The organism is Alistipes sp. DJF_B185 (genome assembly GCF_964250025.1).
Classification (GTDB): Bacteria; Bacteroidota; Bacteroidia; order Bacteroidales; family Rikenellaceae; genus Alistipes; species Alistipes finegoldii.
Window position 1 is genome coordinate 293,773 of sequence record NZ_CAXUDY010000004.1, and the last position, 24,888, is coordinate 318,660.

Here is a 24,888-nt window from a genome sequence, read left to right on the forward strand (position 1 = left end):
CTGGACGTTTGGACTCTTCGGCAACGGATTTTTCCGGCCGAAGAGGTCAAGAAGCTGCTTGGAAAATAACGATACCCGATAATGGATGAAATCCCCGAAGTGTCGCTTCGGGGATTTTTTTGTCGGATGAGTTGCGTCGTATTATTTTTTTATTCTCCGTGCAACTTTTCGGCTCCGGCGGCGTCTAATGGGAAAAACAGTTTCAGCAATGAGTCTACAGCGAACCAAACAGTATGAATTCGAGACCTTCGTCCGGAAGCATCGCCGCATCGTCGGCAAGGTCTGTTATCTCTATGCCATGGACAGCGACGACTTCGACGATCTTTATCAGGAGGTGCTGATTAACCTGTGGCGGGGGTTCGACGGATTCGAAGGCCGGGCCAAAGTCTCGTCGTGGGTCTACCGCGTCGCGCTGAACACCTGCATTTCGTACTATCGCCGCAATCGCCGCCATACGGGCCGGCTGCCGCTGACCGACTTGCTGGGCGCAGCCGACGAAGATTCCGAACGCGGCGAGCGGTTGCGGGAACTGTATGCGCTGATAAACCGGCTCGATGCGCTCGAAAAGGCGGTCGTGATGCTGTGGCTCGACGAGCTTCCTTACGAGGAGATCGCCGCGATCACGGGGCTTACGCGCAACAACGTGGCTTCGAAGCTCCACCGCATCAAGCTGAAACTGCGTGAACAGGCAAATCATTAAACTTCCCGAATATGGAACTCGACGAACTGAAAACCAAATGGCACGAGCTGGACGGACGTCTGTCGTGTGCGGACACTAAAATAGACCGGCTGACGGCGGAGGTCTCGGCCGGAAAAATCACCTCGGCCAAGCAGCGGCTGGCGCGTACGATACGGCTGGGAATCTTTCTGCTGGCGGCGCTGCCGCTTTGTTTCGCCAATCTATTTCGTACGGGCGAAGCGGACCCCGGAACGGCTGTCAAGGCGACGCTGGCGCTCTTTATCTTCGCCATGCTGGCGCGGCAGATCGCGCTGCTGGTGCTGCTGGCGCGGATCGAGCCGGGGAATAGGACCGTGCGCGAAACCTGCGCCGCCGTACTCCGGTTCCGCACCTGCTTCCTCTGGGGCGTGGGCGCGGGTATCGCGCTGGGTGTGCCGCAGCTGATCTTGCTGGGATTTTACATGGGAAGCCTGACTTCGCCCTATGTGTTTTACGGCTTCGTGGCCGGACTGATTGTCGGACTGCCCCTCGGCGTGCGTATCTTCCTGCGGATGATGGGTGACATCAACGCCCTGCGCGCCGCCTTGCGGGAGACGGACGAGTAACCCGGAACCTTCCGCAGCAGGAATTGCACCCGCCGTTCCACACAAACGCTCCCCGGATTTCCGCAAGGATTCGGGGAGCGCTATATAATAATAGGTGCCGCTGTATTACTGCATGTAGAGCGTGATCCGGTCGTAATAGCGGCCTCCGATGTAGAGATCGGCTGTCAGCATGCCGCGGCGGATGTGGACCCGGCGCAGTTCGCGCGGCAGATCGACCCGGCCGTAGTCGATGTAGACCGTGTCGTCGTAGGCGTCCCACTGGATGTTGAGCGTGTCGAGCAGGCGTCCGTTGTCGGCGTAACGGAGTTCGTCGCTTCCGAAGCCGTCGGCCCCGAAGTAAACGTAGCTGTCCAGCGCATAGCCGTCCTGATAGAATCCGAGGTCTCCGGCCCATACGCGGCCCGTGAGTGTGTCGTAGAGATCGTCGTCGTCGTTTTCGCAGGACGAAAATCCGACAGCGGCCAGAAGCATGCATGCGGCGAGTAAGAATCGTTTCATGTACGGTTTGTTGAATTCGACGGGTATAAAGATAGTAAAAGTCGGGCGCAATCGCAAAACGGGTTTTGCGGGTTGCTGGGACGCATCCCATCCAATACCGGGCCAAAGATAGTGCATGCTGGGCGCAAAAACAAACTGTTTTTTGCATATTCCGAAATTCCTTCGTATCTTTGCACTCCCGTTTGTAACGCGGGGAAATGTGGAAAGATTTGACTGATTGCAACCACAATAAAAAATCGCTAAAACAGCTTATTTTTTATTCCAACAGCCAATTTTTCCCATTTTATACGTTTTATTTTTTTATTAACCGAGAGCGGCTTTCCGCATGCCGGCACTCCGGCCGGAGGCGCGGTCTCATAATTAAATGTATAACAATGGGCTTTTTGTTTACATCGGAATCGGTGTCCGAAGGACACCCCGATAAAGTTTCAGATCAGATTTCGGACGCCATTCTCGACGAATTCCTGCGTCGTGACGCCAATTCGAAAGTCGCCTGCGAGACGCTTTGCACCACGGGACTGGTGGTCGTGGCGGGCGAGGTGCGCTCCGAAGCGTATGTCGATGTGCAGGGCGTGGCGCGCCGCGTGATCGACCGCATCGGCTATACCAAGAGCGAATACCAGTTCGACTGCAACTCGTGCGGCATCCTGTCGGCCATCCACGAGCAGTCGTCGGACATCAATCAGGGCGTTGTGCGCGCCGAGGAGGACGAGCAGGGCGCGGGCGATCAGGGCATCATGTTCGGCTATGCCTGCAACGAGACCCGCGAGATGATGCCGGCGACGCTGATCCTCTCGCACGTGATCCTCAAGGAGCTGGCCGTCATCCGCCGCGAAGGGGAGGTGATGACCTACCTGCGTCCCGATTCCAAGTCGCAGGTGACCATCGAGTACGACGAGAAGACCAACCGTCCGTTGCGCGTGCATACCATCGTGGTTTCGACCCAGCACGACGAGTTCATCCTGCCCGGCAACGGGCTGACGGAGAAGGAGGCCGAGGAGCGGATGCAGGCTACGATCCGCGAGGACGTGCGCACGATCCTCATTCCGCGCGTCAAGGCGCGTCTGGAGCGCGCCGGCGACAAGCTGGCCGGGCTGATCGGCGACGACTATATCCTGCACGTCAATCCTACGGGCAAGTTCGTGATCGGCGGCCCTCACGGGGACACCGGGCTTACGGGCCGCAAGATCATCGTCGATACCTACGGCGGTCGCGGCGCGCACGGCGGCGGCGCCTTTTCGGGCAAGGACTCCTCGAAGGTGGACCGCTCGGCGGCCTACGCCGCCCGCCATATCGCCAAGAATCTGGTCGCCGCGGGCGTTGCCGACGAAGTGCTGGTCGAGCTGTCGTACGCCATCGGCATCGCGCAGCCGCTGTCGATCTACGTCGATACCTACCGTTCGCCGCGTCCCGCCGCGCTGGAGGGGATGACCGACGGCGAGATCGCACGCCGTATCGGCAAGCTTTTCGACCTGCGTCCCGCCGCCATTGTCCGCCGTTTCGGCCTGAAGAACCCCATCTTCGAGGCCACGGCTTCCTACGGTCACTTCGGCAACCGTCCCTATACGGAGCGGGTGAAGGTCTGGGAGAACGGCCGCGAAACGGAACGCGAGATCGAGTTCTTCGGCTGGGAGAAGCTCGATGCCGTGGAGCTGATTCGCAAAGAGTTCGGATTGTAACGGTCCGGGTTGCAGAAAATCGGGATGTCCGTCGCGGATGTCCCGATTTTTGTGTAAGCGGGCATACTAACCGGGCGTTCCCTTTCGTTTGTCCTACGAATCGTAATAAAACCTGATGAAGCTTATGGTATAAATTGCCTCCGAGTAATTGAATTTAAACACTTGTTATCGAATTATGAAAAAGGCATTTTTGATTTTAGGAGCAGTCGCCGTATCGGCCGCCGCGGGCGGACTTACGGCATGGGCAGTAGCCGGGGGCCGCGAAGGCTCCGTACAATATATCGAGCGCGAGGTGGAACGCACGCCCGCGCTGGGGACGCAGTTCACCTCGTATCAGGCCGAGCAGTACCCCGACCTGACGTACGCCGCCGAGAATGCGGTGAAGGCCGTGGTCAATATCGAAGCCGTGCAGCAGGTCGAGATGCCGCGCCGCCGGGGGTACGATCCCTTTCTGGAGTTCTTCGGCATCCCGCAGGGGTATGACGAGGGACCGCAGTTCCGCGAACAGCGCGCCGGAGGTTCGGGCGTCATCATCTCGGCCGACGGTTACGTGGTGACCAACAACCACGTCGTGGACGGGGCTTCGAAACTCCGCGTGAAGCTCAACGACGGCCGTTCGTTCGACGCCAAGCTGATCGGCAAGGACTCGGCCACGGACCTCGCGCTGCTGAAGATCGAGGCTTCGGACCTGCCGACGCTGGCTTTCGGATCGTCCGATGCGCTGCGTCTGGGCGAGTGGGTGCTGGCGATCGGTTCGCCGTTCGACCTGCAATCGACCATTACGGCGGGTATCGTGAGCGCCAAGGCGCGTAATCTGGGGGTTATTCCCAACGATTTCCGCATCGAGGCCTTTATCCAGACCGACGCGGCCGTGAATCCCGGCAATTCGGGCGGCGCGCTGGTCAACACGCACGGCGAGCTGGTGGGCATCAACACCCTCATCAAGTCGCAGACGGGCAGCTATATCGGTTATTCGTTCGCCATTCCCGAATCGATCGTGCGCAAGGTGGTCGTGGACCTCAAGGAGTTCGGCATCGTGCAGCGCGCACTGCTCGGCATCCGTTTTGCGATTGTCGATCAGGACTTTATCGACCGTGAAGGCAAGGAACTGGGCATCACCGAGCTGGGCGGCGCCTATGTCGCCGGCGTAGTCGAGGGCGGTTCGGCTTCGGAGGCCGGCATCCGCAAGGGCGACGTGATTCTGGACATCGACGGGGTGAAGATCAACGACAATGCGACCCTTTCCGAGCAGATCGGACGCCGCCGACCCAACGATAAGGTCAAATTGTCGGTAAAAAGAGACGGCGCAGTGAAACAAATCGAGGTTACTTTGCGTAATAAAGCGGGTAAAACGGAATTAATGACCAAAGAGGACGTCGATGTCGTCGAGGTTCTCGGCGGTAAGTTCGCCGATGCGGGCACCAAACTCTGCCGTGAGCTCGATATCAAGGGCGGCGTGCAGGTGGTCGGCATCAAGGCCGACGGAATTCTGGCCCGTGCCCGTGTCAAACAGGGATTTGTGATTACCCATATCAACGATCGTCCGGTCTATTCGGTTGCGGACATGCAGCGTATGGACGAGAAGGTCCGCTCGATCGACGGTATTTATCCCAACGGCCGCGCTGCGAGCTACACGCTCGTGGAGTAGTGCGGTCCGGGCGGGTTGTAATGTAGAATTTTATTTAGGAAGGTTAATAGATATATGCGTCAATTAAAGATTACAAAATCCATCACCAACCGCGAGAGCGCTTCGCTGGACAAATACTTGCAGGAAATCGGCAAGGAGGAGCTTATCACGGTCGAAGAGGAGGTGGAGCTCGCCCAACGGATTAAGAAAGGAGATCAGGAAGCCCTCGAAAAGCTGACCAAAGCCAACCTGCGTTTCGTGGTTTCCGTCGCCAAACAATATCAGAATCAGGGACTCAGCCTCCCGGACCTGATCAACGAAGGCAACCTCGGTCTGATCAAGGCCGCCGAGAAGTTCGACGAGACCCGCGGTTTCAAGTTCATCTCGTACGCCGTGTGGTGGATCCGTCAGTCGATCCTGCAGGCATTGGCCGAACAGTCGCGCATCGTGCGTCTGCCGCTCAATCAGGTGGGTTCGCTCAACAAGATCAACAAGGCGTTCGCACGCTTCGAGCAGGAGCACGAGCGCACCCCGTCGCCCGAAGAGCTGGCCACGGAGCTGGAGCTTCCCAAGGAGAAGGTCACCGACACGCTGCGCGTGGCAGGCCGCCACGTCTCGGTGGACGCCCCGTTCGCCGACGGCGAGGACAACTCGCTGCTGGACGTGCTGGTCAATCCCGATTCGCCCAACGCCGACCGCGGACTTATCAACGAGTCGCTCTCGACCGAGGTGGACCGCGCGTTGGAAACCCTCACGGACCGCGAACGCGACATCATCAAGTACTTCTTCGGCATCGGCACTTCGGAGATGACCCTCGAAGAGATCGGTGAGAAGTTCGACCTGACGCGCGAGCGCGTGCGCCAGATCAAGGAGAAGGCGATCCGCCGCCTGCGCCACTCGTCGCGCAGCAAACTGCTGAAATCGTATCTGGGCTGACGCCCGGCGACATATCCGGCCCGGTCGGGTCGTGTGAGTGAAAAAGCTGTCAAAAATGACGGCTTTTTTTGTTTAGTGCTGTTGTGAGCGGCTGGCCTGCCGTATGCGTTTCGGTGCGGCGATGCTATTGGTGCGTGGTGTGTGTGGGGGGCGCTTCGGGGCCGCGGGTTGCGCTGTGTGCGCTTCGGGACCGTCTTTACAGCAGCAGCCCGATCGAGAGCAGTATTCCGAAGAGCAGGATGTTGCGCGACGTGGCGCCCAGAATGGCGTTCAGCTCCCGGCCGCGGCCGATCCGCACCATGCGCCGCCATGTCGCCGTGTGCGGTGCGAGGTAGAGCAGGGGAAGCGCTGCCGCTCCTATGCGGCCGTCGCAGAGCAGCGGGAGGCAGAGCGTTGCGGCTGCGAATCCCAGTGCCAGATAAAGCCTGCTGCCGGCCCGTGCGCCCAGCCGGACGACCAGCGTGCGTTTGCTGCTGCGGGCGTCCTGTTCGCGGTCGCGGTAGTTGTTGACCGTCAGCAGGGTGTCGATCGCCAGTCCGCAGGCCGCCGAAATGACGCCCGTCTGCCATGTCCAGCTGCCGCTGAGAACGTAACTGGTACAGCCGACGGGGACGAATCCGAAGAAAACCAGCACCAGCAGGTCGCCCCACCCGTGGTAGGCCAGCGGATAGGGGCCCGCCGTGTAGAGAAATGCGAATGCGACGCAAAGCGCGCCGACGGCGATCAGCCACCAGCCGCCGTAAAAGAGCAGTCCGCAGCCCGTGATGCAGGCGGCCGCGGTCGTCAGGGCGATTCCGCGACGCATGGCGCGGGGTGTGATCCAGCCCTGCGCGCAGGCCCGTTCGGGTCCCAGCCGGTCTTTGCCGTCGGAGCCTTTGAGGTAATCCCAGAGGTCGTTGATGAGGTTGGCGTCTATCTGCATCAGGAAGGCGAACAGCAGGCACAACACGGCGGGCAGCAGGTGAAAATCTCCGTCCGAAGCGGCTAAAGCGCAGCCCAGCATCACCGGTACGGCGGCTCCCGTCAGCGTCTTGGGCCGCGCCGCGAGCATCCATGCCCGAAACGAATTGGTGGCTGTTCGTGTTTTCATGTTTCCGGAACGGACTTATGCGCTGCGTGTGGTTTTATTGCTGTATTGTTTGGTCGGATAACCGTTTTGCGGCTCCGGTTGTCGTATATGTCTGATTGCCGGGCCGGGTACGGGCGCTACTCCGGCGCTTGTTCCGGGGCAGAGCGTAGTCAGGCGATCCCGGATTGGCGCAGGCCGAAGTCCCCGCGCCGCCTGAGGTGGCGGAAACTTCCGACCGATACGACGACCGATACGACGACCGGCAAGACCGGACCGGCAGGCGACGGTTCACCACACGATCGGCTCCTTGCCGATGCTGCGGAGATATTCGTTGGCGCGCGAGAAGTGGCGGCAACCGAAGAATCCGCGGTAGACCGAGAGCGGCGACGGGTGTACGGCCTTGAGAATGAAGTTCCGCTGCGGATCGGCGATGGCGCCTTTCTTCTGGGCGTAACTGCCCCAAAGCATGTAAACGATGCCCTGTTTGCGTTCGGAGATCGTGCGTACCACGGCGTCGGTGAAGGTTTCCCAGCCGCGGCCCGCGTGCGACGCCGCTTCGTGTGCGCGGACGGTCAGCACGGCGTTCAGCAGCAGTACGCCCTGCTCGGCCCAGCGGTCGAGGTTGCCCGTCGCGGGAGGGGGCGTTCCGGTGTCGTCGGCGACCTCCTTGAAGATATTCTGCAGCGAGGGCGGGAACGGCAGGCCGTCGCCTACCGAGAAGCAGAGTCCGTTGGCCTGTCCGGGCCCGTGGTAGGGGTCCTGACCGATGATGACCACTTTCAGCTTGTCGAACGGGCATTTGTCGAAGGCGCGGAAGATGTTGCTGCCGCGCGGATAGATGCGCCGCGTGGCGTATTCCTGCCGTACGAACTGCGTGAGGTCGGCGAAGTAGGGTTTTTCGAATTCGGGAGCGAGCAGCTCTTTCCAGTCGGGGGCGATCTTTACATCCATGTTGCAAGGTGGTTAAAGTGGTGTAAATGTAGTAAAAAGTCGGCAAATTCCAGCTGTTTTCGCTGCCGATATAAGGAAAGGGGTTTTGTTTTTTGCGCTTTGCCTGCTGACTGCGGCGTGCGCGGATGCGGAAAAACCGCCGAAGGGGGCCGTGACGCTGATTTATATGATCGGCGACGGCTTGGGGCTGGCGCAGGTCTCGATGCCGGTGATCGGGGGCGGTTACGTGCCGAAGGCATTCGACCGTGCGCAGGGCGCGGCCCTGATTCGGACCCGCCGGCCGACAACCGCGTGCCGGATTCCGCTGCGGCGTGATGGACAACACCGGACAGGTCCGGCGGATCATGGCGCCGCTCGGACCCGGCGGCTGACGGTACGGAGGGGATTTGTACCGCAGCCCGAATTCCGGCTGCGGTTTTTTTGTTTATTTGAGGGATTGTGCTACCTTTGTCTTCGCTACGGTTTCCCGGTCCCTTTGCGGTCGCCGGGAATTAAAAGGGAATACCGTGAGAATCGGTAACAATTCCCGTTGCTGTGTGCCCGGCTTTCTTGATTGAAAGTTATTTTCCGGCATTCTTGGCCACTGGTCCTCCGCGGACCGGGAAGGCGCCGGAGAGAAGGGCGAGTCAGAAGACCTGCCGTCGCGATTATACGGATTTCGCTTCTACGGTGAATGGAGCAGGTCTTGGGTCATTTTCAACCGAACGTATTGAGTGTGTCGAAAACAACCTCGGATGCCGGACTGCGCGCGCTTTGTTGCGTGTGCGTCGGAGTGTGCCTTTTCATCTTTGCGGTCCGCCGGAACGGAACAGTGTTCAACCAAAAACGGATAAAAGATGAAAAAACTGATCTTAGGATGTTTGCTGGCCCTGTTTGCATCGGGCTGTAACGACAACGAACCGGAACAGAAACCGGTCGAACTGAAAATCTCGTTCGCCGGGGAGAATCCCGTCGAATTTACGGTCGGGGAGCAGAAGCGGCTCGCCTTCACGGTGACGGGCGACGATCTGGAGGGGCTGACTTTCGCCGCCGAGCCTGATGAGGCCCTCTCCGGTTGGACGGTTGTCGTCTCTGCCGGGCGCGAGGGGGATGCCTACGCAGGCGCGCTCGATGTTACGGCGTCCGCAACTCCGTCGGAAACGGCCGTGACGCTGACCGTCACCGACCGCAACGGCAAGCCGTGGAGTGCGACTACGCCGACATTGACGGCCGTGCAGGCGCCGGTGACGGCCATCGACCTGAGCCGGGACGGAACCGCCAACTGCTATATCGTCAGCGAGGCCGGCGAGTATATGTTCGACGCTACGGTGCGCGGCAACGGCAGCGGAGACGATGCCGCGATCGCGCTTGCCGACGGCATGAAAGCCGACTGGCTTTGGGTGACGAAAGGGCTGGAACAGGAAATTTCGGCCGTTTCGCTCGATGCCGGAAAAGGCCGCATCTTCTTTACGGCGGCAGGCGCCGCGAAGGGCAATGCCGTCATCGCGCTTGCGGATGCCGCGGGGGAGATCGTGTGGAGCTGGCATCTCTGGTTCACGCCGGAACCTCGGATGGTGACCTATGCCAACGGCCGCGTATTGTTGGACCGTTCGCTGGGAGCCGTCGGCACGACGCCCGGATCGGCCGAGGCTTACGGACTCTATTACCAGTGGGGCCGCAAGGACCCGTTCTGCGGGGGTACGGCCACCGAAACCTCGGCGACTGCTTTTGCGCAGGCGGCGGAAAATTCGGTCGTCAATCCGGCCTTCGCCGATACGCATGCGTGGAAGCAGGAGAGCGGGGCGGCCGTTTCGACACTGGAATACGCCGCGGCGCATCCGCTTTCGTTCCTTTCGAACAAGGGTGCGACCGGAGTTTACGACTGGCTGGCCAAGCCCCGCGCCGATTTGTGGAATACCGCGAAAACCTGCTACGATCCGTGCCCCGTGGGGTATAAGGTGCCGGACCGCGATACGTGGGACGATTTTGCGGACGATCAGGACCGCTATGTGGACGGAACCTCGGAATGGGATGGGGAGAAGTACGGCATGACCTACATTTTCGGCGATCTGAGGGACTGGTACCCGACGTCGGGTTACCGTAACCGCGACAAGGGCAATCTCGCCGGTCTCGCTACGACCCGTACGGGGCATTACTGGTCCAACTATCGTTCGGGAAACACGATCTCTTGTTTCTATATTTCGAAAAAGCTCAGTACGGGCAAACTGCTCCAGCCGCAGTCTTCTTCGAAATCCGATGCGGCATACGGCTATAACGTTCGCTGTTGCAGGGAGTAATCCGGAGCGGCGGAGTCGCAGAGCCGTTCGGAGATAGGGCTGAAAAGTCCGGAGCGGCCGGGGCGGTCTCGCAGGTATCGCTATTCGGCGGTCCGGCAGGCCGATAAAAACGGCGTCCACTGAACTCAGGGTGGACGCCGTTTCCGCTTATGGTCGGTTCGGTGGCTTGGGAAAGCCGGGGCAGTCTCTGAGGACTGCCGGCGGGGGCTTGAAAATCCGGATCGGATGCCGGTCCGCGGGATCTTGGCTTGGGAAAAGCAGGCCGGGCGGCCGATTCGTGGAGCCGGTTGATTCGGGGAATCCGGGCCGATCGGTTTGGGGAATCCGGGTTATGGCGCCGCGCAGTCTGCTTGGTCGGAGCCGGTTGAAAAACTACTTTCCGGATTCCGGGGCCGGCGTATCTGACGCTTTCGTAAGACGGAAGTCCACGGGGAGCGTATATTTCACGCGCACGATCTGTCCGCGCTGTTCGCCGGGTTTCCACTTGGGCGAAGAGGCGATGACGCGGCGAGCCTCCTCCCAAAGCGACGCGTCGGGCGATTGGAGCTTTTCGATGCTGCTTACCGAGCCGTCCTTCTCGACGACGAACGACAGCACGACACGTCCTCCGATCCCCTTTTCGAAAGCTTCGGCCGGGTACTTTACGTTTTTCTGCACCCATGCCCGGAAGTTGCCGAGGTCGCCGTACGGGGCGGCGGGATCTTCGGTCGGGAAGAGAGGCATCGTTTCGGTCACAAGGAACGCCTCTTCCTTTTCGGTTTTGCCGTTTTTAATCGCGATGGCGTTTGCCGCGGTTTGTTCGGCGTCATCCCTCTTGCCGTTGCTTTCGGACGTAGCAGGTTCTATATCCGCTCCTTTGAGCGTGATGACTATCACGCCGTTGCGGGCCTTTTCGCCGTAGAGTGCGGTGGCGGCTTTGTCCTTGAGGACACTCATGCGCTCGATCCGGTCGGGATCGAGTTTGCCGATCTCCTTCGTTTCGATTCCGTTGACGATATAGAGCGGTTTGTCCGTTGCGGTCGCTGTTGCGAGCGACTCGGATGTGCCGGGTGTCTCTGGTGTTCCGGCCGTTTCGGCCTGCATGTCGAACATGAACATCTGACGCGCCTTGTCGCCGACTTGTGCGATATGCGGTTTGCATCCTATGTAGCTGATTTCAAGAGCCGAATTGGCCGGTACCTGTAATGCGGCCAAGCCTTCGGCGTTGCTGACCGCACCTATCTGCGAACCGCTGACCTTGACCAGCGCACCGGCGAGCGGGGCGTTGTCCTTGTAGGTGGCGACGCTGACGGTCACCTGCTCCTGCTGTTGCTTCTGCGGCGCGTCGGGCAGGTCGTCGGTGGGGGTAAAGCCTGCTTTGGGGTTTCGTATCAGGGATACGACGACCGGGTTTTCGTCTTTTACGCCGATGGTCCGGGGCTCGTAGCCGATATAGCTGATTTTGAGTTCGCTGCCTTCGGGGACCGTTATCACGGCCCGGCCGTCTTTGCCGGTGACGGTGCCTTTTGGGGTGCCGGCCGCCTGTACGAGCGCTCCTTCGATCGGGCGTTTGCTTTTTTCATCCACCACCGTGAGCGTTGCCGTGCAGGTCTTGTCCTGCTTCTGCATCGCGTCGGCCGCGGTTCGTATGTCGGCCGGCTCTTCGGTCGTTGCGGTTGCGGCCGTCGGGGCGACGATCACCGCTGCGCGCGTGGTGAAACCGAATGCGCACAACAATCCTATCACGGCGGGCAGCGTACCTGCCAGCCGCAGCAGGCAGTGCCTGCTTTTTGTCTGCATGGTCATCATTTTAAAGCGTTTTTTAGTTAGGGAGTTGCGCAGCCCGTTGGCTATTTCCGGACTATAACCGAAAAGCTGCCTGAAGATGGTTTGCATATATTCGGCGCGGTCGTAACCGCTGCTCAGCACGTCGTTGTCGGCCTCGAACTCTTCGGCCTCGGTCAGCCGCCGTGCGGCGATCCATGCGAAGGGGTTCCACCATAGAAGGGCCTTCATCAGCTCCATCAGGATGCGTTCGATGGAGTGGCGGTGGGCGATGTGGCTCGACTCGTGGGCCAGAATGGCGGCCAGCTCCCCGGCAGGCGTTTTGTCCCAGACGTAAATGGTGCGCAGGAAGGAGAACGAAGCGATTTCCTGCCGTGTGCGGACGAGCGTATAGTCGCCGGTCCGGGAAATTTCGGCGCCGCGCCGCAGCCGGCGGATGCGGATGACTTGCCATACCATGACGCCGGCGATCAGGGCCGCTCCCAGCAGATAAAGCCCCAGACAAAGACTTTCGGGCGTTACGGCGAAACCTCCGCCCTCGTCGGGAAGCACTTCGCCCGTCCAGACGGGGAGGTCGGGCGAGATGGCGGGTACGGCTGCGACGATGCGCCCCGGCCATACGGGAATCCGCAGCAGCGGAATCAGGGCCGCGGCGAAGGTCGTCAGGAGCAGGTAGAGTCGGCACCAGCGGAATTTTACCCGGCGTTCGAGCAGGATGGCGTAGGCCGCCAGCAGGACTCCGCTGCAGACGAGCACTTCGAGCATGTAGATGATTGCGGGTTTCATTGTCAGTGATTTGACTGGTCGTGTGCTTGTGTTTCGGGCGTTTATCGTCGGTTGGCGTACGCTGTTTTCGGACGTGTCGCTGCGGCTGGCGGTTTATCGGGTGGGCGCTGCGGCAGGGACGGCTGCGGTGTGTTTTGACGGTCGTATTGCTGCGGCCTGAATGCCGCCGCACCGGTGTGTCTCATTCGTCTCGGAAGTCGTTTCGGCAGCGTGCCGCATGCCGTCCTGCGGCGGACCGGAGGTTTGCCCTTTGCTGCGGGCCGCGTGGCCCAGCAGGAGAATCAGGAAGAGCAGAAGCCGTTTCATGGCGCGTTATTTTTTTGCGTTCCGCATGATTTCGAGAATCTCGTCCATCTCCTTGACCGAAATGTCTTCGTTCCGCGAGAAAAACGACACCATCCGGGCCAGCGAGCCGTCGAAATAGGAGGTCAGCACCGACGACATGACGCCGCGCGCGTACTGCTCGCGGCCGACGAGCGGGTAGTAGCGGTGGCTTTTGCCTTCGGGTGTATGTCCCACGAAACCTTTGTTTTCCAGAATCTTGAGGAAGGTGGCGACGGTCGTGTACTTGGGCCGCGGCTCCTCGGTCTGGGCGATGATCTCATTGACCACCGCATCCCCCAGACGCCAGAGTATCTGCATGATCTCCTCTTCGCCGCGTGTGAGTTCCGTTGATTTTTTCTCCATGGTAAAAAGCGCTTTTTCAGTTCCTATGCAAGTTTACTACTAATTTTTTAGATATGCAAGTTTTATATCTAAAAAATTAGTAGATTGATGCGAAAAAGTTCTTTACCTATGTTTAATTGAGAAAAGAGCGGCTGTATAAAGGATAGGCGGGCCGTCAGGCTGGAAGCGGGGTCAGTGTATCCGGCGCTCCTGTTCGTTGTCCTTTTCCTCCTTTTCGTCCTCCTCCCAGTCGAACCACGGGAATTCGTGCCGTCCGGCCAGCGAAAAACGGGTGTAGGTGATCGGAAGACCCATTTCGAGAAAACGTTTCTCGTAAGCCGTTTTGACCGAAAGCACCTCGTCGGCATACCCCGAACCGTAGATGTCGGGGTTCGAAACCTCGCAGGGAAGGGAGTAGCGGCGAACGACCTCGTTGGTATAGGCGAACAGGTGTTTCGAGTCGGTCTTGAGATTGATCCACCCTGCGGGTTTCAACAGCCGGGCGTAGTATTCGAGGAACAGCGGCGAGGTGAGACGCTTCTTGGCCCGGCGGCTTTTGAGCTGCGGATCGGGAAAGGTGATCCAGATTTCGTCCACCTCGTTTTCGGCGAACAGGCCGTTGATGAACTCCACGCGCGTGCGCAGGAAGCCCGCATTGGCGATTTTCCGCTCCGTGACGCTCTTTGCGCCGCGCCACATGCGGGCGCCTTTGATGTCGATGCCGATATAGTTGCGCGACGGGTCGTGTTCGGCCAGCGCCACGGTGTATTCGCCCTTGCCGCAGCCCAGCTCCAGCACGATGGGGTTGTCGTTGCGGAAAAAGTCGCTGCGCCAGCGCCCTTTGAGGGGATGGTCGCAGTGGAATACCTCGTCGAATTCGGGTTGTACGAAACAGTCGAAAGTCAGGTTCTCGCGGAACCTGCGGAGTTTATCTTTGCCCATTGTCTCTATTGGCTTTTTGCGATATGGATGCCTACCGCTTCGACGCCTTCGACGGGGCGGCAGGGGGTGATTGTCAGGTGGTAGTCGCCCGTACGGTCGAACCGTACGCGGCGGCGGTAGGGGATGTCGGCTTCGCGCGAGATCGCGGCCGGAGTATGTGCCGGGGGAATGACCATCACGAACGGTTCTTCGTGTTGGAGCGAGTCCGGCGTGCGCACCCGGATGCGGACGGTCAGCGAATCCTCCGCGAACCGGTCGTTGCAGCGCAGGAAAAGGTTGACGTCGCGGAGCGTCGTCGTATCGGCGTTGGCGAGGGTGAGCGGGGCGGGATCGCTCCACGACGCCGAATTGACGTCGGTCGCAACGGCTCCGTGGGGGGACATGCAGCCTGCGGCGAGAAGTGCCGCGGCGGCGAGCGCCGTGCGGCAAGCCGCGCGCATCGGGCGTATCGCTCCCGGACCGGACAGGCAGGCTGCCGTACGGAGCATTTTTGCGGCTACGGAACCCGGCGGGCGCATTGCCGCTCCGGCGAATTTTACGGCTGCAATATCCGCGTCGGAGCGTTTCCGCCCCTCGATCGGGAGGGTCGTGCGGCCGTCTGCGCCGGGGAGTGTTCCGTAGGGATCGGCGTCCGTGCGATCTTGCCTGCCGGTCTCTTGCCTGCATGGATCGGCAGTGCGGTCCGGTCTAATCCGGTCTGCCCCATATGGGGATACGGCTCCGCAGCGTGCCGTTATGTCACCTGCCGTCCGTTGCACCGTTATTCGTTTGCGCCGTTGCCGCCGTTGTTTCCGTTGCCGCCGTTGTTTCCGTTGCCGCCGTTATTGCCGTTTTCGCTGCCTTCGCCGCGCGGACGGTCGTTGTTCGGACGGCGGCGGTTGCGGTTGTTGTTCCGGCCGCGGCTGCTGCCTTCGCGGCGTTCGGCGCCGTTGCCGTTGTTCGCATTTCCGTTGCGGGCTTCGTTGTTGTTGCCGTTGCGGGTGTCGCCGTTTTCGCCGTTCCGGTTTTCGCTGCCGGCGCTGCCTCTGCGGCCTCCGTTGTTGGCGTTGCGGTTTTCGCGGTTCTCTCCGTCACGGCGTTCGCTGTTGCTGCGGCGGTCCGGATTTCCGTTGCGGCCCTCGTTGTTGCGGCCTTCGCCGTTGCGGGGACGGTCGTTGCGCCGCGGGCGGCGTTCCTGCTGCCGGCCCTGCTGATCGGGCTGTTCCTGCCGGCCTGCGGCCTGCTGTCCCGCTTCCTGTGAATCCTGTCCGTTCTGCCGGCTTCCTTTGCCGCGGCTCCGCTTGCTGCGGCGCTTGGCCTGATCGAAGCGGGTGATGCTGTCCTCCTCCGAACGGTAGGTCGGCTCTTCTGCCGCCGGGGCTATGTCCTCGGCGGCTTGCAGCCGGTCTACCTTCTTGCCGGCGCGGTTCAGCGAGACGATCTCCCTGACGCGCGCGATGGAGAGCGTGGTGACGTTGACCATCGCATCCTTGCTCGACGAGAAGGTCATCGTGCCGGCCAGAATGTCGTTCTTGACCAGATAGTATTCGCCGTCCATGGCCTGCAGCGGTTCGCGCAGACGCGGGAACTCCTTGCGGGCGTCGACGTAGGTGTCGTACTCGTACATCATGCAGCACTTGAGCTTCGAGCACTGTCCGGCGAGTTTCTGGGGATTGAGCGAAATTTCCTGTACGCGGGCGGCGCCGGTCGTGACGCTCGAAAAACTCGACATCCACGATGCGCAGCACAACTCGCGTCCGCAGGCACCCAGTCCACCGATGCGTCCCGCCTCCTGCCGCGCGCCGATCTGCTTCATCTCGATACGTATGTGGAACCGTTCGGCGAAGACCTTGATCAGTTCGCGGAAGTCCACGCGTTCGTCGGCGATATAGTAGAAAATGGCCTTGATCTTGTCGCCCTGATACTCCACGTCGCCGATCTTCATGTTGAGTCCCATGTCGGCCGCGATCTGGCGCGACGCGATCATCGTCTCGTGTTCCAGTTCGATGGCTTCCTGCCACTTCTCGATGTCGTAGGGCTTGGCTTTGCGGTATATCTTCTTGAATTCGCCGTTGAAGGGGTTGAATCCCGTGCGGCGCATCTGGCGCGCCACCAGATCGCCCGTGAGCGAAACGATGCCGATGTCGTGGCCGGGCGAAGCTTCGACCGCCACGATGTCGCCCCGCTTGAGCGGCAGGTTGTTGACATTCTGGTAGAATGCGCGGCGGGTGTTCTTGAAACGCACTTCGACGATGTCGGTCGGAAGGTTTTCTGGGTACTCTTCGAGCCATGCGGTCTCGTGGAGTTTGAAACATCCGTCGCAGAGTTTGGCTTCGCATTCCGAACCGCAGTTGCAGAAGGAGCAGCCGCGGCCTATTTCGGGTTTGAATGCTTTCGTATGTTGTTTTTCGGTATCCATGGAGGGTATAATTTGCGTAAAGATACGCAAAAATTCTGAATTTTTTAATTTTTAATTGCTGCTGAGGTACAAGCGTCGTATGCTGCGTCGTATGCGGAGGATCATCATCACGGCGGCGGCCGACAGCCCGAAAGAGAAACCGAGGAAAAGTCCCGACGGCCCCATGCCGAGCGTGAAGCCGAACAGGTAGCCCACGGGCAGGTTGAGCAGCCAGTAGGAGACGAAGGCGATCGGCATGATGATCTTCACGTCCTGAATGCCGCGCAGGATGCCTACCGAGACGTTCTGAATGCCGTCCGAAAGCTGGTACAGCGCGGCGAAGACCATCAGCTGCGAGGCGATGGCGATCACTTCGGCATTGGTGGTGAAGAAGGTCGGAATGACGTTGCGCATGGTGATGAAGACCAGCGCCGCGAAGGCGTTCCACGCCAGCACCAGATGATACGACGCCTTGGCCGCCAGCGACAGCTCGCCGATGTTGCGGGCGCCGTAGCAGTGCGACACGCGGATGGTGGTGGCGGCGCCGATCGACATGACAATCATGAAGGCGCAGTTGCCGATGGTGACGGCGATCTGGTTGGCGCTCATGGTCTCCTTGTTGAACCAGCCCATCATGATGCCGGTACCGACGAACGCCGAAGCTTCGAGAAACATCTGCATCGAGATCGGAAGTCCCATGTGCAGCAGTTTTTTCACCGTGGCCCACGAGTAGTTGCGGGGCGAGAATCCGTCGAGGTAGCCGCGGTAGCGCTCCCGGCTGTAAAAGTAGCCGACCATCAGGATCGGGGCGATGATGCGTGACAGCAGCGTGCCCAGACCCGCGCCCTCGGCGCCCATTTCGGGAAGCGAGAAGCGTCCGTAGATGAAGACCCAGTTGAAGCCTATGTTGGCCAGATTGGCGACGATCGTCACGACCATCTCGACCTTGGTGTTGCCCACGCCTTCGAGGAACTGCTTGAAGGCGAAGAAAAGCATCACGAACGGCATGCTGAAGACCAGCATGCGGTAATAGGGGATGGCCGCATCGACCACGTCTACGGGCTGGCCGAGGCGGTACATGAGCGGGATGACGGAGTATTGGACGACCGCCATTGCGAATCCCAGCAGCGTGTAGAACAGGATGCCGTTCTGCAGCAGCCCCGCCGACTTCTCCCGGTCGCCCTGCGCGTAAAGCTCGCCCACGAGGGGCGTCATGCCCAGCGCGATGCCGATGGCGGCGATGAAGAGGATGAAGAATACCGAGCCGCCGAACGATACGGCGGCCAGCGGCACGGGGTCGTCGCCGCCGTAGCGGCCGACCATCAGGTTGTCGGCTACCTGCGTGAGAATCTGGCCCAGCTGCGTCAGTACGACGGGCAGGGCCAGTTTCAGATTGGACTTGTATTGATCTTTATAAGTCGAGAAACTGTACATTGCGTTCCGGATTTAGGATGCAAAGATAGCTAATTAACTCCGGATTGCAATCCGCAGCCCCGTCCGATACGAAAAATCCGCCCGGAAGGGGCGGATTTAAGCATCAGCAGGGGAGGACGATATCGATGCAGCAGCCTGCGCGGTATTCGGGGCAGACGCGGATTTCGCCTCCGAGCCGCGTGACGATCAGGCGGCAGAGATAAAGCCCGATGCCCGAACCCGGTTTGAAGGGGTCCACTTTGGCGAAGCGTTCGAATACCCACTCCCGCTTGTCGGGGTCGATGCCGATGCCTGTGTCGGCCACGCGGATGCGTAGTCTGCGTTTGCTGTCATCCTTCTCGCAGGAGAGCGTGACGGAGCCTGCGGCGGTGAATTTGGCGGCGTTCTGCAGCAGGTTGTCGATCACGCGGGTCATGTAGAAGACGTTGGTCGGAATGATGCAGGGACCTTCACCCCCCCCCTTGAAGATATACTCCACCTGCGGGTTGTTCGACTGCCGTTTCTGGTATTCCAGCCGTTCGGCGCATAGCAGGCCGATATCGGTGTAGGTCTGCGGCAGCGGTGCTTCGGAGCTGACAAGACTTGACAGTTCGAGCATGTTTTCCAGCAGGGTGGTCAGCGCGGTCGTGTTGGTCCGTATCTGTTCGCGGAATTCGCGCCGCGTATGGGCGTCGAGGGTGTCATCGAGCAGCAGTTCCGAAAATCCGTTGATGGCGTTGAGCGGCGTGCGGATTTCGTGGCACATGGAGTTGATGAAGGCCGTTTTCATCTTTTCGCTCTCCATGGCGCGGCGGCTCTGGCGGGTTATCTCTTGGTTGGCGTCGGTGAGCTGCCGCCTGATCTGTTTCAGCCGTCGGACCATGACGTATTGGTAGACGCTCCAGCCGATGAGCAGCAGCACCAGCACCCCGCCGGCAAGCAGGGCGATGAATTTCATGCGGTTGGCCAGCCGGGATTTTTCAAGTTCCAGCTGTCCCACTTCGAACAGGGTCTGCATCTCGGCGAGGCTGTTCTGCGCCTCTTCCACGCGGTCGTTGTGGCGGATCGTATTGGATTCGCGCAGCGCTTCGAGGGCGTTTTTGTAGTCGCCCAGATTCTCGTAGAGCCACGACTGCACTGCGTATATGGAGGCGAAATCCGCTTTTGTGCCGTTGCGCTTGTAGACGGTTACGGCCGAGTCGATGTAGGCCACGGCCCGCTCGTATTCCCCCATGTACTGGTAGTAGCGGGCGCTGGTGCTGTAAATCTCGGCCAGATCGCCTCTGGCGCGGGCCAGCTCCATGCATTTCCCGTAATATTCGTTGGCCTTCTCTTTGGAGATCAGCTCGCGCAGATAGAGCATCTTCGAGTAGGCGCGCATCATGTAACCCGTCGTGTCGCGGTGGGGGCGTTCGAAGCGGTCGTCCATCGCCAGCCATGCGCGGTGCAGGTCCGATACATTGCTGGATCTGCTTTTCGGCGCGTTTGTCTTTGCTGAGCATGTAGAGTTCGGAAAGCTCGTCGCGGCAGATCCGCTCCATGTGGAGACGCTCTTCCAACGGATAAGCTTCGAGTTTTTTCAATGCCTGCTCCACATAGGGGATCGCCTTGCCGATGTTGTCGTAGGCTTCGGTCGCCAGCGACGAGAAGTCTAGGGAGAGTCCCGTCAGGAATTCCCATTCGATGCGCTCTTCGGGCGAGAGTTCGTTGTGGATTTTGGTCTTGAGTCTGTCGAGTTCGTGTTTTACGGTTTCGACCGCATTGTTGTCGTTTATCAGCTTCCAGATGTAGTAGGCGTAGAGCGACGAGCGGAACAGGGCGTGGCGCGGTCCCGGAAGAATGCTGTCCGCAAGGGCGATGTATTTCTCGGCCCGCTGCGAGTCCCGGCCTGCGAATTTGCGTACCAGAAAGTCCAGCGCGTCCTTGCAGCCGTAGAGGTCTCCGGATTTCCGCGCTTCGGCGAGCGCCGCGTCCCAATAGGGCGCTGCGAGTTCGAGACTGTCTCCGCTCAGGTCGGCCAGCTGGACGTATATCCGTTCCCGGCCGACGGCATCGTGTGTCTTGGATAAAAGCCTGAGCAGGCTGTCGGCGTGTGACGGCCCGGCGGGCGCCGATATCGCGGCGAATGGAAACAAGGACATAATAAGCCCTGACGCAAGGGCTTTCAGGAGCATCTGACGCATGTCGGTGTTATGAAACTGTATTAAATCCGGACAAATTTAGTTGAAAAATAATCTTTCAGGCAATTATGGAATAAAAAAGTGGCGGAATAAGAAAAGAGACCGGTTTCAAACCGGTCTCTTTCAACGGGAAGATGGGAAATCGACCGTCTGTCATGCCACGCGTATCCGGACGCCGTGCGGCTTGTCCGATTCGACGACGACCGTGTCGCCTTCGTGCAACTTGCCGTCGATAATCAGGGTCGAGAGCGGTTCCTCGACGTTGTCCATCAGCGTGCGCTTGAGCGAACGTACGCCGTAGCGCGATTCGTAGCCCATGGCTGCCAGACGGCGTTTGGCTCCGTCGGTGATCTTCACCTTGTAGCCCAGCCGGCGCGTGTGCTCGAAGAGTCCCTGCAGCTCCAGCTCGATGATCCGCTCCACGTCGGAGAGCTCCAGCGTGCGGAACAGCACGATGTCGTCGATGCGGTTGAGGAACTCCGGCGCAAAGGTCTGTTCGAGGGCTTTGCGGTACTCGCACTGCGGGGCGGCGACCGCCGTGGCGCTCTTCGAGACGGTGCTGTAACCCACCTGCACCGATTTCTGGACCACGTTGCGCGACCCGACGTTCGAGGTCATGATGATGATCGTGTTGCGGAAGTCCACCCTGCGGCCCGAACCGTCGGTGAGGTGTCCCTCGTCGAAGATCTGCAGCATGGAGTTGAAGACTTCGGGGTGCGCCTTCTCGATCTCGTCGAACAGCACCACGGAGTAGGGCTGGCGGCGGACCGCTTCGGTGAGCTGGCCGCCCTCGCCGTAACCGACGTATCCCGGAGGCGATCCGATCAGACGCGCGACATTGTGCTTCTCGCCGTATTCGCTCATGTCGATGCGGATCAGGCCCCGGTGCTCGTCGAACAGCCACTTCGAGACCTCCTTGGCCAGCAGGGTCTTGCCCACGCCCGTGGGACCCACGAAGAGAAAGACGCCGATCGGGCGGTTTTCGTCCTTGAGTCCGGCGCGCGAGCGGCGGATCGTGCGGGCGATCCTCTCCACAGCCTCCTGCTGTCCCACGACGCGGCGTGCGAGGTGGTCGTAGAGCATCTGCAGGCGCGTCATCTCGCCGCCCGATATCCGTTCGGCGGGAATACCCGTGATCGAGGTGATAACCTGCTGGATGTGTTCCGCAGTGACCTCTACGGGATTGGTCTCCAGTGACCGCTTCCACTCGGCTCTGGTTTCGCCAAGTTTGGAGCGGAGCGCGATTTCGCGCATCCGCGCCGAGGCGGCTTTTTCGTAGACCAGCGCTTCGACCGCTTCGCGGCGTTCGCGCTGCGCGTCGGTGAGCGCCGTCTCCATTTCGCGCAGCTCGGCCGGTTCGCGCGCTGACTGCAGGTGTATGCGCGAGCCAGCTTCGTCCATGACGTCGATGGCCTTGTCGGGGAAGAAGCGGTCGGTGATGTAGCGGCCCGTGAGGGTCACGCACGCCTGCAAGGCCTCCTCCGTATAGCGCACCTTGTGGTGGCGTTCGTAGTGAGGCGCGATGTTGCGCAGGATCTGGAGCGTCTGATCGGGCGTAGTAGGCTCCACCACGACCTTCTGGAAGCGGCGTTCGAGGGCCGAGTCGCTCTCGATGTTCTCGCGGTACTCGTCGAGCGTGGTGGCTCCGATGGTCTGCAGTTCGCCGCGCGCCAGCGCCGGTTTGAGGATGTTGGCCGTGTCGAGACTGCCCTGCGTCGAGCCTGCACCCACGATGGTGTGGATCTCGTCGATGAAGATGATCGTATCCTTCGCCTTGCGCAGTTCGTCGAGCAGCTGCTGCATGCGCTCCTCGAATTCGCCGCGGAATTTCGTGCCGGCCACCAGCGACGAGACGTCGAGCGAGAAGAGCGTCTTGTCGGCGATGGTGTAGGGCACTTCGCCGCTTGCGATGCGCAGGGCCAGTCCCTCGACGATGGCGCTCTTGCCCACGCCGGCTTCGCCGATCAGGATCGGGTTGTTCTTCTTGCGGCGCGAAAGAATCTGGACTACGCGCTCGATCTCCTGCTCGCGCCCCACGACGGGGTCGATTTTACCTTCGCGGGCCATGCGCGTGAGGTTCACGCCGAATTTGTCGAGCAGGTGCGACGAGGTTTTCTCTTCGGGCTTGTTCTCTTCGTTGAAGTCGAGCATGTGCACCTGAATTTCGGTGCGGAAGTCGTCGCCCACGGCGAACTTCTTGAGGTCTTCGTCCACCACCGTACCCGTTATGCCGTACATCTCCAGTACGCGCGAGGTTGCCGTCGTGCGGTCGCCGACGATGGCCCGCAGCGCGTGGGCCGTCGAAACGCTCCGTGCGGCGCCCGAACAGGCCCGCAGCTCTTCGGTGAAGGCACGGTAGAACTCTTCGGGGGATTGGGTCGTGCTCTGCTGCCCGGCGAGCATTTCGCGTTCGATGCGCAGGCGTATCTGGTAGAGCTCCCAGTCCTTGAGACGGGAGGATAAAAGCTGGTAGGCGAGCGATCCCTCCTCGCGGAGCAGTTCCAGCGTGAGAAAGTCTTTGAGCGAGTGGTCGAGACCGGCCTTGGTCGTATTAAATGCCGCCCGGGCTATGATAGCCTCGAGCGTCTTCGAGATCTTGATTTGCATGTTGCGTCGTCATAAAATTAATAATTTCAACTTCTGATTCTTCGACTAACTAACGACGTACATGTAGTAAATATTATGTTAAGTTATTCGGCCTTCCATATTCGGCTGTCTCTGAACGTCTTGCCCCTGAAAAAACATGGACCGTTTCTGCCCGAAACGGTCCGTATCGTGTTCAGAAAGGGTTTTTACTCTTTTACGCAGCGCATCGACATGTCTTGCGAACGGGCGTCCTTGCTCACTTTAAAGGTCCGTTTGCCGTTGACGATGAACATGTACTGGCCGTAGAGTTCGGGGTATTCCTCGATGTTGGCGCTGGCTTTTCCCGCGGTGCCGATCCACATGCCGCCGTAGGGATTCAGCTCCTGATGGTCGAGTCCGCCCGATGCGTAGACGCGCGTGCCGGCGGCGGGGAACCACTGGCCGTTTTGCGTGGCGCCGTGGTTGGTGTCGTCCCACGTCATGTCGGCGTAAACCAGCTACGCCTAGGGCGTATTTCCGTCCTTGTCGCAGGTCGGCACCTTGTAGCCGACGGGACAGGGGTCGTAGATGGTTTTCTTGCCCGATACGCCGCCCCAGTAATCGTCGTTCGAAACGTCGGTCCAGTCTTTGGTTCGGTATTTGTAGGTAAGAGAAAATGCAGAAAAGAGTAAATATCTTGTTTACAGGTATTTAATTCTCTGTTCTGCATCTGTTCCGAGCAATAAAATTGCATAATCGGGCAGGTTTGACGGTGAGTTTTGTTACTTATCCGTTACCTGCCCGAAATGCTTTTGTTTGCATTAAGGCATTTGTTTTCAGTTTGTTGCATTGGATTTCCGCATAACAAATAACTTGACTTAACGTTTAACCCATCCACAAAGTTCAAGTTATTATGCAACGCAGCACTTTCAAAGTCCTTTTCTATGTAAAAAGGCAGTCGGAAAAACACGGTCAGGTTCCCGTCATGGGCCGTATCACCATCAATGGCACGATGTCGCAGTTCAGCAGCAAACTCTCCGTTCGTTCCAGCCTTTGGGATGCCAAAGCCAACAAAGCCTCCGGCAGAAGTCTTGAAGCCCAGCGTCTCAATGAAAAGTTGGAGAACATCAAGACCAATATCGGCAAGCAGTACCAACGTCTCTGCGACCATGATTCATACGTTACGGCCGAAAAGGTCCGCAACGCTTTCCTCGGTATGGGTGACGACTGCCGCCTGCTGTTGCAGACCTTCGACGAATACCTTGCAGATTTCCGCAAGCGCGTGGGCAAAGACCGCGCTTATTCCAGTTATGAGGACTACTGCAAACGCCGCCGGCGTCTGGCCTCCTTCCTCGAATACGAGTACCGCGTCAAGGACATTGCGTTCAAAGAGCTGAAGCGGGATTTCATCGAAAAGTTTGTGGTCTACCTCTCCTCGGTACAAGGGATGCGTTCCGGGACGATCCATTCTACGCTCAAGAAATTGAAGCTGATGACCTACACGGCGTATAAGAACGGCTGGATTGCCGCCGATCCTTTCGCAGGTTTCTACGTGAGGCCGGAATACTCAGAACGCCGTTACCTTTCGGCTTCGGAGTTACAAGCCGTGATAGATGTCAGGCTCCCCAATTACCGAACGGGTATCAACCGGGATGCCTTCGTCTTCTGTGCTTTCACGGGCCTGAGCCATGCGGACGTAGTGAAACTCACCCACGCGGACATCCATACGGACGATAACGGGGAGCGCTGGATTATCGACAGGCGTCAGAAAACAGGTACGCAGTTCCGTGTCAAACTGCTTCCCGTTGCCGAAATGCTTTACGAGCGTTATAAGGATATGCATCTCTCAGGCGACCGGGTCTTTCCGCTCAAAGG

General features: G+C 59.6%; 20 protein-coding genes and 1 riboswitch. Of the genes, 7 read left to right on the forward strand and 13 right to left on the reverse strand.

All coding sequences use genetic code 11. From position 1 onward, the window contains the following. The first annotated feature begins 208 nt into the window (after nucleotides 1-208). Nucleotides 209-700 carry an RNA polymerase sigma factor gene (locus ACESTR_RS07710; protein WP_279004933.1) on the forward strand — a complete coding sequence of 164 codons (492 nt, stop codon included), beginning with the start codon at nucleotides 209-211 and terminating at the stop codon, nucleotides 698-700. Nucleotides 701-711: 11 nt separating this feature from the next. Further along, nucleotides 712-1,284, forward strand: a complete 573-nt coding sequence (locus ACESTR_RS07715; RefSeq protein ID WP_279004935.1) for a hypothetical protein — start codon at nucleotides 712-714, stop codon at nucleotides 1,282-1,284. A 105-nt stretch (nucleotides 1,285-1,389) separates the two neighbouring features. Here ACESTR_RS07715 and ACESTR_RS07720 read toward each other — a convergent pair whose 3' ends face one another. After that, complete coding sequence (locus ACESTR_RS07720) at nucleotides 1,390-1,782, reverse strand: hypothetical protein (RefSeq protein ID WP_039939510.1); 393 nt, start codon at nucleotides 1,780-1,782, stop codon at nucleotides 1,390-1,392. Between the two features lie 374 nt (nucleotides 1,783-2,156). On the opposite strand from ACESTR_RS07720, the gene metK reads away from it, so the two are divergent. The 3 genes from metK (at nucleotide 2,157) to ACESTR_RS07735 (ending at nucleotide 6,024) form a co-directional block, all read left to right on the forward strand. Continuing rightward, entirely contained in the window at nucleotides 2,157-3,461 is a 1,305-nt protein-coding gene (gene metK / locus ACESTR_RS07725; protein WP_009596301.1) for a methionine adenosyltransferase, read from the forward strand. Between the two features lie 175 nt (nucleotides 3,462-3,636). Next, complete coding sequence (locus ACESTR_RS07730) at nucleotides 3,637-5,109, forward strand: Do family serine endopeptidase (protein WP_042493122.1); 1,473 nt, start codon at nucleotides 3,637-3,639, stop codon at nucleotides 5,107-5,109. Between the two features lie 54 nt (nucleotides 5,110-5,163). After that, the gene (locus ACESTR_RS07735; protein ID WP_009596311.1) at nucleotides 5,164-6,024 is read left to right on the forward strand and encodes an RNA polymerase sigma factor RpoD/SigA; all 861 of its coding nucleotides are present in this window, start codon (nucleotides 5,164-5,166) and stop codon (nucleotides 6,022-6,024) included. Between the two features lie 196 nt (nucleotides 6,025-6,220). Here ACESTR_RS07735 and menA read toward each other — a convergent pair whose 3' ends face one another. Further along, nucleotides 6,221-7,114 (reverse strand): 1,4-dihydroxy-2-naphthoate octaprenyltransferase, encoded by an 894-nt coding sequence (menA, locus tag ACESTR_RS07740; protein ID WP_302576188.1) that lies wholly within the window; start codon nucleotides 7,112-7,114, stop codon nucleotides 6,221-6,223. A 267-nt stretch (nucleotides 7,115-7,381) separates the two neighbouring features. After that, on the reverse strand, nucleotides 7,382-8,044 hold the full coding sequence (gene ung, locus ACESTR_RS07745; RefSeq protein ID WP_373179059.1) for a uracil-DNA glycosylase: 663 nt from the start codon (nucleotides 8,042-8,044) through the stop codon (nucleotides 7,382-7,384). 442 nt (nucleotides 8,045-8,486) lie between these two features. Next, a riboswitch (cobalamin riboswitch) is annotated at nucleotides 8,487-8,702 on the forward strand. 178 nt (nucleotides 8,703-8,880) lie between these two features. Between ung and ACESTR_RS07750 the strand changes: the two genes are divergently transcribed. Continuing rightward, nucleotides 8,881-10,320, forward strand: a complete 1,440-nt coding sequence (locus ACESTR_RS07750) for a hypothetical protein (protein ID WP_279067095.1) — start codon at nucleotides 8,881-8,883, stop codon at nucleotides 10,318-10,320. 372 nt (nucleotides 10,321-10,692) lie between these two features. Here the strand turns inward: ACESTR_RS07750 and ACESTR_RS07755 are convergent, their stop codons facing one another. The 10 genes from ACESTR_RS07755 to ACESTR_RS07800 form a co-directional block, all read right to left on the reverse strand. Next, complete coding sequence (locus tag ACESTR_RS07755) at nucleotides 10,693-12,870, reverse strand: TonB family protein (protein ID WP_373179060.1); 2,178 nt, start codon at nucleotides 12,868-12,870, stop codon at nucleotides 10,693-10,695. Nucleotides 12,871-12,963: 93 nt separating this feature from the next. Then, nucleotides 12,964-13,176 carry a hypothetical protein gene (locus ACESTR_RS07760; RefSeq protein ID WP_373179061.1) on the reverse strand — a complete coding sequence of 71 codons (213 nt, stop codon included), beginning with the start codon at nucleotides 13,174-13,176 and terminating at the stop codon, nucleotides 12,964-12,966. A gap of 6 nt (nucleotides 13,177-13,182) precedes the next feature. Further along, nucleotides 13,183-13,557, reverse strand: a complete 375-nt coding sequence (locus tag ACESTR_RS07765) for a BlaI/MecI/CopY family transcriptional regulator (protein WP_014774567.1) — start codon at nucleotides 13,555-13,557, stop codon at nucleotides 13,183-13,185. Nucleotides 13,558-13,728: 171 nt separating this feature from the next. Further along, nucleotides 13,729-14,478, reverse strand: a complete 750-nt coding sequence (gene trmB / locus ACESTR_RS07770; protein WP_195291714.1) for a tRNA (guanosine(46)-N7)-methyltransferase TrmB — start codon at nucleotides 14,476-14,478, stop codon at nucleotides 13,729-13,731. A gap of 5 nt (nucleotides 14,479-14,483) precedes the next feature. Further along, nucleotides 14,484-14,996 carry a hypothetical protein gene (locus ACESTR_RS07775; protein WP_373179062.1) on the reverse strand — a complete coding sequence of 171 codons (513 nt, stop codon included), beginning with the start codon at nucleotides 14,994-14,996 and terminating at the stop codon, nucleotides 14,484-14,486. Between the two features lie 242 nt (nucleotides 14,997-15,238). Then, on the reverse strand, nucleotides 15,239-16,876 hold the full coding sequence (ricT, locus tag ACESTR_RS07780) for a regulatory iron-sulfur-containing complex subunit RicT (RefSeq protein WP_373179063.1): 1,638 nt from the start codon (nucleotides 16,874-16,876) through the stop codon (nucleotides 15,239-15,241). A 51-nt stretch (nucleotides 16,877-16,927) separates the two neighbouring features. After that, a complete protein-coding gene (locus ACESTR_RS07785) occupies nucleotides 16,928-18,289 on the reverse strand; it encodes an MATE family efflux transporter (RefSeq protein ID WP_009596313.1) in 1,362 nt (453 codons plus the stop codon). 103 nt (nucleotides 18,290-18,392) lie between these two features. Beyond that, nucleotides 18,393-19,697 (reverse strand): ATP-binding protein, encoded by a 1,305-nt coding sequence (locus ACESTR_RS07790; RefSeq protein ID WP_373179064.1) that lies wholly within the window; start codon nucleotides 19,695-19,697, stop codon nucleotides 18,393-18,395. Nucleotides 19,698-20,601: 904 nt separating this feature from the next. Beyond that, on the reverse strand, nucleotides 20,602-23,055 hold the full coding sequence (locus tag ACESTR_RS07795) for an ATP-dependent Clp protease ATP-binding subunit (protein WP_373179065.1): 2,454 nt from the start codon (nucleotides 23,053-23,055) through the stop codon (nucleotides 20,602-20,604). A gap of 185 nt (nucleotides 23,056-23,240) precedes the next feature. Next, complete coding sequence (locus ACESTR_RS07800) at nucleotides 23,241-23,516, reverse strand: hypothetical protein (protein WP_302576203.1); 276 nt, start codon at nucleotides 23,514-23,516, stop codon at nucleotides 23,241-23,243. A 410-nt stretch (nucleotides 23,517-23,926) separates the two neighbouring features. Between ACESTR_RS07800 and ACESTR_RS07805 the strand changes: the two genes are divergently transcribed. After that, on the forward strand, nucleotides 23,927-24,888 hold a 962-nt coding region (locus ACESTR_RS07805; RefSeq protein ID WP_373179066.1), incomplete at its 3' end, for a phage integrase SAM-like domain-containing protein.